Genomic DNA, 13088 nt, shown 5'->3' with positions numbered 1-13088 from the left:
TGTCCCGGGCAGTCCGGTGTCGCAGACGCCGTCCTTGTTACGTGGCCCGCCGGCTCGGCGACGAGACGGCCGACGACGTCGTCTCCGAGACGTTCCTCGCCGCGTTCAGGCAGCGCCGCGCCTGCCGTACGCCGCCCTCTCGCCCGTCTGGACCTGCGTCCCCGGTGGTCGAGGAGACCTCGTAGTCCATGACGTACGGCCGCTCGACGTCGTCGCGCACGCGTAAGGATCTATCGAAAGGTGGACGACCGGCGGCAGCCCTCTCGGCGAAGCTGAGGGCCATGAAGAAGGCGATCATTGCCGTGCTCGGCACCATGTTGCTTCCCGTGGCGATGGCGACGCCCGCGGTGGCGGATACGGGGCTGTCCTGGCAGGACTGCGGAGACGGCCTGCGATGTAGCCGGATCATCGTGCCCGCCGACTGGGCCGCGCCCCGAGGAAAGCAGATCACGCTGGGGCTCGCCAAGCTTCCCGCACGTGACCCGGCGACGAGGAAGGGCACGCTTGTCCTCAACCTGGGCGGTCCCGCCCAGCAGATCTCGATCCTGCGCCAGGCAAAGGGCACCTTCGCCGACCTGACCCGATGGTTCGACGTGGTGCTCTACGACCCGCGCGGGTTCGAGGCGAGCACCGAGGTGCGCTGCCCCGATCCGGCGCCGTATCCCGCCAACGGGAAGTGGGTGTTCACCAGTCGCGCCGCCTTCGCCCGGTACACGAAGCAGAACCATCGCTTCGCCTCGGGATGCGCCGAAGCCGCCGGCCCGCTCGCGGGCAACCTGGACACCTGGCAAGGGGCCCGCGACCTGGAGGCGGTCCGGGTGGCGCTGGGCGAGCGGAAGCTGAACTACTTCGGCAACTCCTATGGCGGCGTCCTCGGTGTGGCCTACGCCGAGTATTTCCCGTCCCACGTCGGCCGCATGTACCTGGACAGTCTGATCGACCACACCAACCGGTCGTGGGATGGGTGGGTCCTGGTCAGGGCGAAGGTCAAGGAAGACAACCTGCACCGCTTCGCCGATTGGTGCGCCACCGACCGGAGTTGCGCGCTGTACGGTCGCGACGTGCTCAAGGTGTGGGACGAGGTCATGGCCCGCGCCGCCAGGCGGCCCATTCCCGCACCCGGTGTCGGAGCGGGTGCCACGGCCGACGCGGCCCTGATCGCGTCCCGCGCGGCTGTCTCGTTCGATGCGACATGGCCCGGACTGGCCAAGTCCCTGGCCGAGGCGGACGCGGGTGACGCCAGCCGGTTCGCCGAGCCGTTCGCCGGGGCGCCCGACCCGGACCTCAGCAGGATCACGATGTGCGCCGACTTCCCCTTCCCGAGCACATACCGTGAGGTCAAGGCCATGGAGGCGCGGCTGAGAAAGACCACGCCACGCATCGGCTGGACCTCGGCCTGGCCGATGGCCGCCCTGTGCGCCGGACTCCCGAAGAAGACGTCCTACCCGCCCCATCCCATTCGCCCACGCGGCCTGCCGCCGATCCTCATCGCCAACGGCGAGTACGACGACACATCGACGCCCGCGTACGGACGCCGAATCGCCGCGCAGCTCGACGGCGCCTGCTACCTCCCGGCCAAGGGCGGTCACGCGCTCTACTGGAGCGGCAACCTCTGCGTACGCGACCAGGTGCACCGCTACCTGACCACCGGGCAACTCCCGCCGGCGGGCACGACCTGCGGTCCGGCATCATCGTGACATGCACTGGCTGAGGGAGGTTCTGCTCGTCGCCGGTGCCGCGGCCGCCGCGGCGCTGCTGACCGTACTGGAGTGGCGAGTCCCGGTCGACCTGCCGCTCCTGGTCCTCTTCAGCGCCGGGGTAAGCCTCCCTCTGCTGATTCGGCGGGTGCTGCCGCTCACCGCCGCCGCGACATCGGCGGTGATCGCACTGGTCGGGATGGCGCAACTGCACCGCTGGGAGGGGATGCTGATCGCGATGTCCCTGTTCTGCGCGGCCGTCTACCACCGCCCGCGGCGCCCGGGCCTGGTGCTGACGGTCTCCTCGTGCTGGGTTCTCGGCACCCTGGCGACGATAGGGGGCGAGGGTGTCCCGGAGCTGACCAGCATAGTGATCATGAGCATCGCGCCCGTGGCCACCGGCTACGCGCTGCGACTGCACCGGGATCAGGCTGACCAGTCACTGCGGCGGCAGCGGGCCGAGGCGGAGCGCGTGCTGGCCGAGGAGCGTACCTGGCTGGCCAGGAACGTGCACGACAGCGTCGGCCACCACCTGACCGCGATCCGGCTGCAGGCCGCGGCGGCCCGGCGGGCGCCCGGCGACGCGCCCGCGAAGCAAGCCCTGCGGACGATCTCGAACCTGTCGCAGTCGGCGCTCACCGAGGTACGCGGCCTGCTGCGGACACTCGACGAGCACCCGGCCGCCATCCAGCCCGGCGCCGCCGACCTGGAGCGGCTGGCCGGACGGCTCACCTGCTCAGAGCGGACGATCACCGTGCGCCGCTCCGGGACCGGGTACGCGTTACCGCCGGCCGTCGATCACACCGCCTACCGGTTGGTCCAGGAGGCGCTGACAAACGCCGTACGACATGCGGACGCGACCGAGGTCACCGTCCACCTGCGGCAGGACGAACGCGGCCTGCGCATCGAGGTCCTCGACAACGGCGCCCCGGCCGCAGCGCCCCAGGCCGAGGGGCGGGGAATCCGCGGCATGCGCGAACGGGTGCGCCTGCTCGACGGCACCCTGTCGGTGGGACCGGTCGAAACGGGCGGCTGGCGGGTCCGCGCCGACCTGCCCAGGGATAACGCGTGGTGACGATCCGGGTGCTGGTCGCCGATGATCAGGAGGCGGCGCGGGAAGCGTTGCGACTCATCCTCGACGGCGAACCCGACATCGACGTGATCGCGTCGGCCGCCGACGGCGCCGAGGCGGTGCACCAGACACTGTCGCGCCGGCCGGACGTGGTGGTGATGGACCTGCGGATGCCGGGTATGGACGGCATCGCCGCCATCGACCGCCTCGCCGCCGCCGAATCCGCCCCCCGTGTGCTCGCTCTGACCACGTTCGACCTCGACGAGTACCTGTTCGGCGCGCTGCGCGCCGGGGCCGCCGGTTTCCTGCTGAAGGACAGTGATCCCGACGTGCTCGTCGCGGCGGTCCGCGAGCTGCACCAGGGCAGGGGCTTGATCGACCCGCAGGTGACCGGCCGCCTGATCAACCGCTTCGCCGCGCTGTCCCCGCGCCCCGCCACCCCCGAACTCGACCTACTGACCCCGCGCGAACACCACATGCTACGCCTCCTGGCCCGAGGACTGAGCAACGGCGAGATCGCCGCCGCGTGCACCATCGGGGAAGGCACGGTCAAGACACACGTCAACCGAATCCTCACCAAACTCGGCCTCCGGAGCCGCGTGCACGCCGCGATCTATGCCCACGAACACGGCCTTGTCGCCCGCGAAGCTCCTTGACCGCCCGCCGTCTTGAGCCCTGTCCCGTGGGACGAACGTCGGGCCGCCCGGCCCGTACACCCCCGACGGCCGGCCCTTCCGGCTCGGGCGTACGGGGCGGAACGGGCGTTCCTGCAGGAGTCCCGCGCGGCGCTCAGCCGCTGACCCCGGCCGCGCTCGCGTAGCGGGCGGCCAGTTCGCGCAGGTGGGCGCGGAGCTCGGGCGGGTCCAGCACCTCGAACCCGACGCCCAGGCTGCCGAGGAAGCCCGCCAGGTCGTGCAGCGAGTCGCCGCCGGTCTCCAGCAGGGCGCCGTCGCCGTCCGCGGTGAGCAGCCCGGCGGCCGGGGTGAGCCGATCCGCCACCACCCCGACGGGGGCGTGCAGGCGGACCCTGGCCTGGTGGCGCCAGGCGGTGGAGCCCGCGCCGCGGACCACGCGGGTCGCCGCGTCCTCGTCGGGCAGCTCGCGGGGGGTGAAGCGGGGGCCGTTGGGGACGCGGAGGGTGAGGCGGTCCGCGCGGAACGTCCGCCAGTCGCCCCGCGCGGTGTCCCAGGCCAGCAGATACCAGCGGCGGCCGGTGTGGACCAGCCGGTGCGGCTCGGCGGCCCGGGTGCTGACGGTCCCGTCATGGCCCCGGTAGTCGAAGCGGAGCGTCTCCCTGGCGCGGACGGCGTCGGCGACGGCGGTCAGGGTCGCCGCGTCCACGGTGGGGCCGCGGCCGGTGACCGAGACCGTCGCGTCCCGTACCGCCTCGATGCGGTGGCGCAGCCGCGACGGCAGCAGCTGCCGCAGCTTGGCGAGCGCGCGCAGCGAGGTCTCCTCGATGCCGGTGACCGTGCCGCCGGCGGCCGCGTGCAGGCTGACCGCCACCGCGACGGCCTCCTCGTCGTCGAGCAGCAGCGGCGGCAGCGCGGCCCCCGCCCCCAGCCGGTAGCCGCCCGCGGTGCCGGTGGTCGAGGAGATCTCGTAGCCCATGAGGCGCAGCCGCTCGACGTCGTTGCGCACGGTGCGGGTGGTCACGCCGAGCCGCCCGGCCAGCTCGGCGCCGGTCCAGCCGGGGCGAGCCTGGAAGAGCGACAGCAGCCGCAGCAGCCGTACCGAGGTTTCCAGCATGACCCGATGATGCCAGCCTTGAGGAAACGCACGTTCCTCAACGACTCCTAGCGTGGTACCTACCGAACGAAAGGGGCAACACATGTTGCGCGGACTCGCGACGATCAGCTACTGGGCCGACGACCTGGAGGCGGCCAAGCGGTGGTACACGGAACTCCTCGGTGTCGAGCCGTACTTCCACCGGAACGGGCCCGACGGGCGGCTCGGCTACACCGAGTTCCGCATCGGCGACCACGAGGCCGAGCTCGGCCTCGTGGACAGCGCCTGGCGCCCGCACGGCGGGGAACAGGCCGGGGTGGTCGCGTACTGGCACGTCGACGACGTGCGGGCGGCCTACGAGCGGCTGCTGGCGATGGGCGCCAAGGAGCACCATGAGATCACCGAACGGGGTGCGGGCTTCGTGACCGGGTCCGTGGTCGACCCGTTCGGCAACATCCTGGGCGTCATGTACAACCCGCACTACCTGGAGCAGGTGGGCTGATCCGGGCTAGTGGCTGCGGCCCGGCAGCCGCACCACGGTGACGAAGAACTCGTCGATCTGCCGGATCACGGCCATGAACTGGCTCAGGTCGACGGGTTTGGTCACGTAGGCGTTCGCGAACAGCTTGTAGCTGCGCAGGATGTCCTCCTCGGCGGAGGACGTGGTGAGCACCACCACCGGGATGGCCCGCAGCTCCGGGTCGCCCTTGATCTTCTCCAGCACCTGACGGCCGTCGTACTTGGGCAGGTTGAGGTCGAGCAGGATCAGGTCGGGGCGCGGCTTGCCCTCGTAGCCGCCCCGCCGGTAGAGGAAGTCGAGCGCCTCCAGGCCGTCACGGACCACGTGGAGGTTGTTGCCGATCTTGTTGTCCTCGAAGGCCTCCCGGGTGATGAGCTCGTCGCCGGGGTCGTCCTCGACGAGGAGCACTTCGATGGGTTGTCCGATGGAGCTCATGTACGGGATCCTTCTGAGCTGGCTGTGGCGGCCGCGAAGCGGGCCTCCGAGGAGAGCGTGTCAGAACGAAGCGTAAAGCAGATCCGGATTCCGCCGTCCTGGTATGCGGTGTCCAGCCAGATTCGTCCGCCGTGGTTCTCCACGATCTTCTTGCACATCGCCAGGCCGATCCCGGTGCCGCTGTAGGCCTCGCGGCTGTGGAGACGCTGGAAGATGACGAAGATCTTGTCGGCGAACTCCGGGTCGACGCCGATGCCGTTGTCGGTGAGTGAGAAGCGCCACTCACTCTCCTCCACCTGCTCATGGTCGATCCGGATGACCAGCGGGCGGTCCGGGTGGCGGAACTTGATGGAGTTGCCGATGAGGTTCTGCCAGAGCATGGTCAGCAGCATCGGGTCGCCGGTGATCTGCGGCAGGTCGTCCGGCCGCTCGACCGTCGCGCCCGACTCCTCGATGCCGGTGGCCAGGTTGTCCAGCGCCTTGTCCAGCTTCAGGTTGAGGTTCACCGCCCGGCGCGCGTCGTACAGCCGGCCCACCCGCGAGTAGCTCAGCAGGTCGTTGATCAGGCCCTGCATGCGGGTGGCGCCGTCGACGGCGAAGCGGATGTACTGCCGGCCGCGGTCGTCGAGCGCGTCGGTGTAGCGCTTCTCCAGCAGCTGGCAGAAGGTGGCGATCTTGCGCAGCGGCTCCTGCAGGTCGTGCGAGGCCACGTAGGCGAACTGCTCCAACTCGGCGTTGGAGCGGCGCAGCTCGACCGCCTGCGCGTCGAGGTCGGCGGCCTGCGTGCTCAGCGTCGCCTCGTGCTCGCGGGAGGTCTCCAGCGCCGCCACGAGCTTGGTACGCATCGCGTCCACGTCCAGCGCGACCTCGCGGATGTCGGCCGGTCCGTGGGCCGGGATCGGGTGGTCGAAGTTGCCCTCGGCCACCTCGCGCGAGGCCATGCGCAGCTCGTCGAGCGGCCGGACCACGGCCCGGCGCAGCAGCACGGCCATCGCCAGCCCGGCCACCAGGAACGTCGTGATCATGGCGACGAACATCCAGTTGCGCAGGGTCTGCGCCTGGATCAGCTCGTCGCGCGCCTGCTGACGGCTCTGCGCCAGGCTGTCGTTCAAGGTCTCGGTCAGCGCCCGGATGCGGTCGAACGCGGGCTTGCCGCTCTCCATCTGCGCGTTGCTGATCGGGCTGGCGGCCTGCCGCTCCGCGACGAGCGGCTCGGCGTAGTCGCGCCGCCAGGCGGCGGACGCCTCACTGATCTGCCGCAGGTGGGAGAGGATCTCCGGCTCGTCGCGGACGAGCTCCTCGACGCGCTCGTACTGGCGCTGCTCGTCGGCCATGCCGCGCTCGTACGGTTCGAGTAGCTGCCGGTTCCCCGTCAGGAGGAACCCGCGCACGCCGGTCTCCTGGTCGAGCAGGGTGCCCTGGAGCTCGGCGGCCTCGATCCGCGCCGGCGAGATGCGGTCGACCAGGTCGTCCGCCAGGTCGGTGGTGCGTTGGAGCATCACCGCGGCGATCACGCCGAAGATCATGACCACGATCATGATCGCGGCGAGCACGAGCAGGAACCACTGATGGACGGTGAGCCGCCGCCACGCGGTGCTGGCGTTCACTGCTCCTCCTTCCAGCGCAGATGGACGACGGCGACGTCGTCGGCGGACGCGTCGGGCGCGGTGGCCTGCTCGGTGCCGGAGATCAACGCGTCCACGAACTCCTCTCCGTTCAGGTGGGCGTGCCTGCGCGCCACCGCGAGCAGGCCCTCCTCACCCAGCAGTCGCATGCCGTCGCCGGGCAGCCGGCGCTCGAACAGCCCGTCGGTGAACAGCGTCAGCCCGCCGCCCGCGGGCAGCTCCAGCTCGGTCGGCTCCCACTCCGACTCCAGCGGCAGCCCCAGCGCCGGGCCGATGCCCGGCTCGGCCCAGGTGACCGAGCTGCCGGAGTGGACCAGCAGCCCCGGATGGCCCGCCCGCCACACACGGACCGTGCGCTGGTCGGACTCCAGCGCCAGCGTCGACATGGTCACGAAGATCTCGTCGCCGCCGCGCTCGGCCCGCAGGACGCGCTCCAGCTGGCGCAGCAGGGCGGTGCCCGTCACGCCGCTGAGCACGAGCGTGCGCCAGGCGATGCGCAGGCACACGCCGAGCGCGGCCTCGTCGGGGCCGTGGCCGCAGACGTCTCCGATCATCGCGTGCACGACTTTGTCGTCGTCCTCCACCACGTCGAAGAAGTCGCCGCCGAGCGTGCCCGACACGCGGCTGGCGCGGTAGCGGGTGGCCACCTGGATCGGCATCTGCTGCAGCAGCGGCGTCGGCAGCAGGCCGCGCTCCAGGCGGGCGTTCTCCTCGGCGCGCAGCCGCTCGGCGTGCAGCGCCACCGCCGCCTGCTCGGCCTGCTTGCGCTGCATCGCGTAACGGAGGGTGCGGCCCAGCCACTCGCCTTCGACGCGCCCTTTGACCAGGTAGTCCTGGGCGCCCGCGGTGACCGCGGCGAGGCCCGCCTGCTCCTCGGCCAGCCCGGTCAGCACGACCACCGCGGCGTCGCCGCTCGCCTCCCGCATCGCGGCCAGCGCCGACAGGCCGCGCGCGTCGGGCAGGCCCAGGTCGAGCAGCACGCACTGGACCCGCTGCCGCGCGAGCAGGTGCCGCGCCTCGTCCAGCGATCGCGCCCATTCCAGCCGCACCGACAGGTCGCCGTCTTCCAGCAGCTCCCGCACGATGAACGCGTCTTGGGGGTCGTCCTCCACCAAAAGCACCAGCGGAAGAGCGGGGGGATCCCCAGCGATCATTCCGGCACCGCCACCCTCTCCAGACAGCGCCGTGTGGCTGTCGTCCTCTTCCGGTCGATGGACAGTGCCCGCAGCAGGGGTCATCACACGTGAACCGCGGGCCCATCCGGTAACGATCTGGACTCAGCATAAGGGCTGTTCGTACCTGTTCATCCTCCTCTGAGCTGCTGACGGTCCCTTGGAGGACGCTCTGGAGCCGGCTGACAGGAGCTTGTGCGTGATCTGACAGCGCGTCCACGCAGCCTCGGAGACGACACCACACCGGGAAGGACAATCATGCTTTTCATCGAGGTCTACGCCCGCCGGGGCGCGTTCGGTCAGGAGGAGCTGCGACAGATCGCCGCCAGGCTGGCGCCCAGCCGGATCTTCGCCGCGACCGAGGGCGACGAGGAGGCCGCCGACCCCGGCGTGCTGGCCCTGTTCGACTCGCTCGGCCACGTGGTGGTGCACGAGCCCGCGATCTGGGTGACCGCGGGTCCGGCGCGGTGCGTGGTGAACGTGTACGCGGCGGCCTGGGCCAAGGAGATGAGCGAGCATCTCATCTCCGAGGTCACCGCCGCCGTGCCGGGCGGCGACGCGATCGTGCACGTCTTCGGCGTCCCTCAGGGCGGGTACGGCATCGAAGGGCGGGTCCGCCGGTCGTCCGACGTCCTCACCATGATCGAGGACGCCAAGCGGGAAGCGCCCGCGGAGGCGCCACCGGGGACCTACGTCGACCCCGTGTGCGGGGCCACGGTGGCGAAGGAGAAGGCGGTCACGCTGGAGCTGGACGGACACACGTACGGGTTCTGCTGCCCCCACTGCCGCGGCCACTTCGCCAAGCGCCGCCGTGAGGAGGCCGCCACCTGACCGCCGTCGTATGACTCGCTTATGACGCCGCTGCGGACACTGGGGGAAACCCCCTGAGGAGGCGCCATGAAGCGATTACTCATTCCCCTGCTCATGGTCACGGTGCTGGTCGCGTCGGCGTGTAAGTGGGACGAGTCGTACGTCCTCGTCGGCGGCAAACGCGTCGGGGAGTGGACCCTGCGGTACGGCGATCCGCAGTCATACGACATCACGCTCTACAGGAACGGCAGCGGCCGTTATCTCGGAGTCTCCTCGATCATTCTCGGGCACTACAAGAACCTGCGGGCCCGGGGCCGCTCCGTCGAATCCGCCGCCAGGAAGACCTTGAGCGACATCCTGCGGCCCGCGTGCCGCGACATCCGCAACCAGGCCATCAGGGCCAAGTGCAACGAGGCGACCGGCGGCGGCCGGTGGTCGGACTTCCGTGGGGCGCTCGTGGACATCGACCACAACAGGGGCGGGTGCCTCACCATTTCCATCCGCGGCAGGACGACACCGAACTGGACCTGGCGTCCCCGTACGGACCGGCACTGCAGGCCCGGCTGAGCGGCCGGCGATCGCCAGGGCGCTCGGCGGCTGGCTGGCGGTCACGGAACGCGCGCACATCGCGGTGTCCGGCGGCGACTTCGCCACCTTGCACAGCGACGCGCCGCGCTGGACCGCGGGCCTGCCGGACCTGCCCGCGGATCCGCTGGCCTGGTACGACCTGGAGCGGCTCAACCTGATGACGGCGGTGCACCAGGCCGCCGCCGCGGGCCTCGACGAGCTGTGCTGGGACCTGGTCGCCAGCGGTTACACGCTCTTCCTCACCCGCGGGCACAACGACGACTGGGAGGAGACGCTCAGGGCGGCACTGGCGTGCACCCGTCTGGCGGGCAACGCGCGCGGCACGGCGACCATGCTCATGGGGCTCGGGCTGCTGGGCACCTACCGGCACGACTACGCCGGCGCGGCCGAGGCGCTGGAGGAGTCGATGCGCCTCTTCCGCGAGATCGGCGAGCGGCAGGGCCTGATGTACGCGCTGGGCGTGGCGGCGCACGTGGACGGGATGCTCGGCCGCTACGACCACGCGGTCGCGCTGCACGAGGAGGCGCTGGAGGTCCACCGCGCCTCCGGCGACCTCGGCGCCGAGGTCCTGCTGCTGCGCTCGCTCGGGCAGCTCCTGGTGGAGATAGGCCGCCTGGAGCACGCCAGGCCGCACCTGGAGCGGGCGCTCCTGGCCGGACGCGACGGTGACCGGCGGGTGCACGCCGAGGTCCTGTACTGGCTGGGGCAGCTCCACCTCGCCGCCGCGGAGGTGGGACCGGCCGAGTCGGCGTTCAAGGACATGCTCGCGATCGCGGAGGACCTCGCCGACCCGCGCGAGGAGGCCGAGGCCCGCTACGGTCTCGGCCTGGTCCGTCTGAACACCGGGGCGCTCGGTGCCGCGGCCGGCCTCTTCAGGCAGGCCCTGGCGCTGAACCGGCCTCTCGGCGAACCGCTGACCGAGGGCCGGATCCGGACCGCGCTCGGCATCCTGCACTGCCGGAACGGGCAGCCGCGTCAGGCGATCGGCCATCTCACGGAGGCCGCCGGGATCTTCGACGCGATCGGCATCCCGCTGTGGAGCGGGCGGGCGTACCGGGCGCTCGCCGACGCGCGCGAGGCCCACGGCGACCGGACCGCCGCCGACGCCGCCAGGAAACGCGCCCTCACCCTGTTCACCTCGGTGGGCGCGCCCGAGGCGGCCGACATCGCAGGACCCGACGCCGACCGACCACCCTGAGACCGCCGCCTGATGTGATCATTGGAGCAAACCACCCTACGGTTCTGACGTACTCGGTCTGGTCAGGTGACGGTCTCAGCGGTAGCGTTCGGCGAGCGCGTTGCCGATCGAGGCCAGGTGGTCTCGGACACCCGGAGGGCCGGTCACCTCGAGCCATTCGACCAGCCCCGCGAGCTCGCCGGCGAGCGTGTACTCGTCGTAGCCGCGGATCACGACCTCGATGCGGCCGTCGGTCGTGGAACCTCCCACCTCGAGCCGAGCACCGAGCCCCATCCGGAGTATGCCGATCCCGTGGGGAGCGCAGACCGCCTGGACCTCCACCGGTGTTCGTTTGCGGTCGACCTCGTCGGCGATCTCGCGCCAGCTCTCGGCGAGGTCGAAGTCCTCGGGCCGGTGCACGGGATCGCCGGTCGGGTCGGCGGATGACACGCGGTCGATCCGGAAGGTCCGCCGGCCGGTCTCGGTGGTGGAGACGAGGTACCACGACGGGCCTTTGGCGACGATGCCCAGCGGGTGGACGGTTCTCTCGGTTTCGGCGCCGTCGCGGTCGACGTAGCCGAGCCGCACCTGGACGCCGCGGATCACCGCGTCCTGGAGTTCGTCGAGGAAGCGAGGCGGTCGGCGCTCGACCCGGCTCGACCCCCATCGCTGCGGGTCCATGACCAATGACGACGCTGCCGCCTCGGCCTGCGTCCGGAAGGGCTCCGGCAGGGCATGGACGAGCTTGCGCAGAGCCGCTTTCAGGGCCGGCGTCGCAGCCGAGGCCGGGCCGGCGACCAGGAACAGGGCGCGGGCCTCGCTCGCGGTCAATCCGGACAGGTCGGTACGGGCGCCGCCCACCAGGCGCCAGCCGCCACCTCGGCCCTGCACCGAGTAGACGGGCACCCCGGCCATGGCCAGGGCGTCGAGGTCGCGGCGGGCGGTGCGCTCGGAGACCTCCAGCTCTCGGGAGACCTCTGCTGCTGTCACCTGCTCGCGCCGCTGCAGCATCAGAAGGATGGCCACCAGCCGGTCGGTTCGCACGCCGACAAAACTCTCACACGAAACCGGTCGTGGGGTGACCGGTTTCGGTCGGCAGGATGGCGATACGACCTCACCGGCGAGGTCGACCGCAAGCGAACACCCGGGCCTGTCAGGGGTGCGCCGGCGCCCGATCATCCGCAAAGACAATGAGGAACACGCGATGCTCGAACCAACCGATTTTCCTGAGCCCACCCTTATTCCGGTCAACGGTGTGGAACTCGAAGTCTTCGAAGCAGGCCGAGAAAACGAGGGAAAGCCTGTCGTGCTTTGCCACGGCTGGCCGGAGCACGCCTTCTCCTGGCGTCACCAGATGCCCGCCCTCGCCGCGGCCGGTTACCACGTCATCGCACCGAACCAGCGGGGTTACGGCAACTCGTCCCGCCCGACGGAGGTGACGGATTACGACATCGAACACCTGTCGGGTGACCTCGTCGCGCTTCTCGACCACTACGGATACCAAGACGCCACCTTCGTCGGCCATGACTGGGGTGCGTTCGTCGTCTGGGGACTGACCCTGTTGCACCCCGACCGTGTGAACAAGGTGATCAACCTGAGCCTGCCTTACCAGGAGCGCGGAGAAAGGCCGTGGATCGAGTTCATGGAAGACATGCTCGGCGGCGACTTCTACTTCGTCCACTTCAATCGGCGGCCGGGCGTCGCGGACGCCGTATTCGACGACAACACCTTCCAATTTCTTCGCAACATGTACCGCAAGAACGTGCCCTTCGCGGCCCCTGAGCCGGGCATGGCGCTGATGAATCTCGCCAGGGCGGACACACCACTCGGCGAGCCCGTCATGAGCGACAGCGAACTGGCCGTCTTCGTCTCGGCATTCGAATCATCGGGATTCACGGGCGGCATCAACTGGTACAGGAACCTCGACCGCAACTGGCGTCTGCTGGCGGACGTGAACCCGATCATCCAACAGCCCGCCCTCATGATCTACGGCGACCGGGACCTGGCGATCCCGAGGTCCGAGAACCTGACAGAGTTCGTGCCCAACGTGGAAGTGGTCGGCCTGGACTGCGGTCACTGGATCCAGCAGGAAAAGCCCGAAGACACGAACCAAGCGATCCTCAAGTGGCTGGAACAGCAGGATGTAGTGTCTCGCGACCCGGTTCGTGTCACCGGAAGCTCGTCGCCCTCCAGCACGCATGAGCCTCGGACCCACCATGAGTGAATCTTGACAAGGCCCAGATTTCACGCGAACTGAAGGTGGT

The 13088-nt window shown here is 70.4% G+C and carries 14 protein-coding genes; 8 read left to right on the top strand and 6 right to left on the bottom strand.

The window, feature by feature from the left end:
- Positions 1-37: 37 nt before the first annotated feature.
- Complete coding sequence (locus ABD999_RS32925; RefSeq protein ID WP_271280246.1) at positions 38-220, bottom strand: hypothetical protein; 183 nt, start codon at positions 218-220, stop codon at positions 38-40.
- Between the two features lie 61 nt (positions 221-281).
- On the opposite strand from ABD999_RS32925, the gene ABD999_RS32920 reads away from it, so the two are divergent.
- The 3 genes from ABD999_RS32920 to ABD999_RS32910 are packed head-to-tail and all read left to right on the top strand — an operon-like array spanning position 282 to position 3425.
- On the top strand, positions 282-1697 hold the full coding sequence (locus tag ABD999_RS32920; protein WP_271280247.1) for an alpha/beta fold hydrolase: 1416 nt from the start codon (positions 282-284) through the stop codon (positions 1695-1697).
- A 1-nt stretch (position 1698) separates the two neighbouring features.
- Positions 1699-2772: a sensor histidine kinase gene (locus ABD999_RS32915; protein WP_271280248.1), complete on the top strand. Its 1074-nt coding sequence runs from the start codon at positions 1699-1701 to the stop codon at positions 2770-2772.
- Positions 2766-3425: a response regulator transcription factor gene (locus tag ABD999_RS32910; RefSeq protein ID WP_333485753.1), complete on the top strand. Its 660-nt coding sequence runs from the start codon at positions 2766-2768 to the stop codon at positions 3423-3425. The genes ABD999_RS32915 and ABD999_RS32910 overlap by 7 nt, the downstream gene beginning before the upstream one ends.
- A gap of 133 nt (positions 3426-3558) precedes the next feature.
- Here the strand turns inward: ABD999_RS32910 and ABD999_RS32905 are convergent, their stop codons facing one another.
- Positions 3559-4518, bottom strand: coding sequence for a helix-turn-helix transcriptional regulator (locus ABD999_RS32905; protein WP_271280249.1), 960 nt, complete (start codon positions 4516-4518; stop codon positions 3559-3561).
- Positions 4519-4600: 82 nt separating this feature from the next.
- Here ABD999_RS32905 and ABD999_RS32900 point away from each other — a divergent pair, with 82 nt between their 5' ends.
- A complete protein-coding gene (locus tag ABD999_RS32900; protein ID WP_148031642.1) occupies positions 4601-4999 on the top strand; it encodes a VOC family protein in 399 nt (132 codons plus the stop codon).
- A gap of 6 nt (positions 5000-5005) precedes the next feature.
- Here the strand turns inward: ABD999_RS32900 and ABD999_RS32895 are convergent, their stop codons facing one another.
- The 3 genes from ABD999_RS32895 to ABD999_RS32885 are packed head-to-tail and all read right to left on the bottom strand — an operon-like array spanning position 5006 to position 8189.
- Entirely contained in the window at positions 5006-5452 is a 447-nt protein-coding gene (locus tag ABD999_RS32895) for a response regulator (protein ID WP_148031643.1), read from the bottom strand.
- A complete protein-coding gene (locus ABD999_RS32890; RefSeq protein WP_271276537.1) occupies positions 5449-7059 on the bottom strand; it encodes a sensor histidine kinase in 1611 nt (536 codons plus the stop codon). The genes ABD999_RS32895 and ABD999_RS32890 overlap by 4 nt, the downstream gene beginning before the upstream one ends.
- Positions 7056-8189, bottom strand: a complete 1134-nt coding sequence (locus ABD999_RS32885; RefSeq protein WP_261808556.1) for a PP2C family protein-serine/threonine phosphatase — start codon at positions 8187-8189, stop codon at positions 7056-7058. The genes ABD999_RS32890 and ABD999_RS32885 overlap by 4 nt, the downstream gene beginning before the upstream one ends.
- A 318-nt stretch (positions 8190-8507) precedes the next feature.
- Here ABD999_RS32885 and ABD999_RS32880 point away from each other — a divergent pair, with 318 nt between their 5' ends.
- From ABD999_RS32880 to ABD999_RS32870, 3 genes are all read left to right on the top strand, one after another.
- On the top strand, positions 8508-9080 hold the full coding sequence (locus tag ABD999_RS32880) for a hypothetical protein (RefSeq protein ID WP_271276536.1): 573 nt from the start codon (positions 8508-8510) through the stop codon (positions 9078-9080).
- 66 nt (positions 9081-9146) lie between these two features.
- Positions 9147-9626 (top strand): hypothetical protein, encoded by a 480-nt coding sequence (locus tag ABD999_RS32875; RefSeq protein ID WP_148031645.1) that lies wholly within the window; start codon positions 9147-9149, stop codon positions 9624-9626.
- Positions 9627-9690: 64 nt separating this feature from the next.
- Positions 9691-10845, top strand: a complete 1155-nt coding sequence (locus tag ABD999_RS32870) for a tetratricopeptide repeat protein (RefSeq protein WP_271276535.1) — start codon at positions 9691-9693, stop codon at positions 10843-10845.
- Positions 10846-10920: 75 nt separating this feature from the next.
- Here ABD999_RS32870 and ABD999_RS32865 read toward each other — a convergent pair whose 3' ends face one another.
- Positions 10921-11868, bottom strand: a complete 948-nt coding sequence (locus ABD999_RS32865) for a helix-turn-helix transcriptional regulator (RefSeq protein ID WP_271276534.1) — start codon at positions 11866-11868, stop codon at positions 10921-10923.
- Here ABD999_RS32865 and ABD999_RS32860 point away from each other — a divergent pair.
- Complete coding sequence (locus ABD999_RS32860) at positions 11843-13048, top strand: alpha/beta fold hydrolase (RefSeq protein WP_222708940.1); 1206 nt, start codon at positions 11843-11845, stop codon at positions 13046-13048. The two genes, ABD999_RS32865 and ABD999_RS32860, sit on opposite strands and share 26 nt — an antisense overlap.
- The last annotated feature ends 40 nt before the right edge of the window (positions 13049-13088 follow it).

The organism is Nonomuraea ferruginea (genome assembly GCF_039540635.1).
Taxonomy (GTDB): Bacteria; Actinomycetota; Actinomycetes; order Streptosporangiales; family Streptosporangiaceae; genus Nonomuraea; species Nonomuraea ferruginea.
Note: the sequence above shows the minus strand (reverse complement) of the source record. Positions and strands in the feature narration are given on the sequence as shown.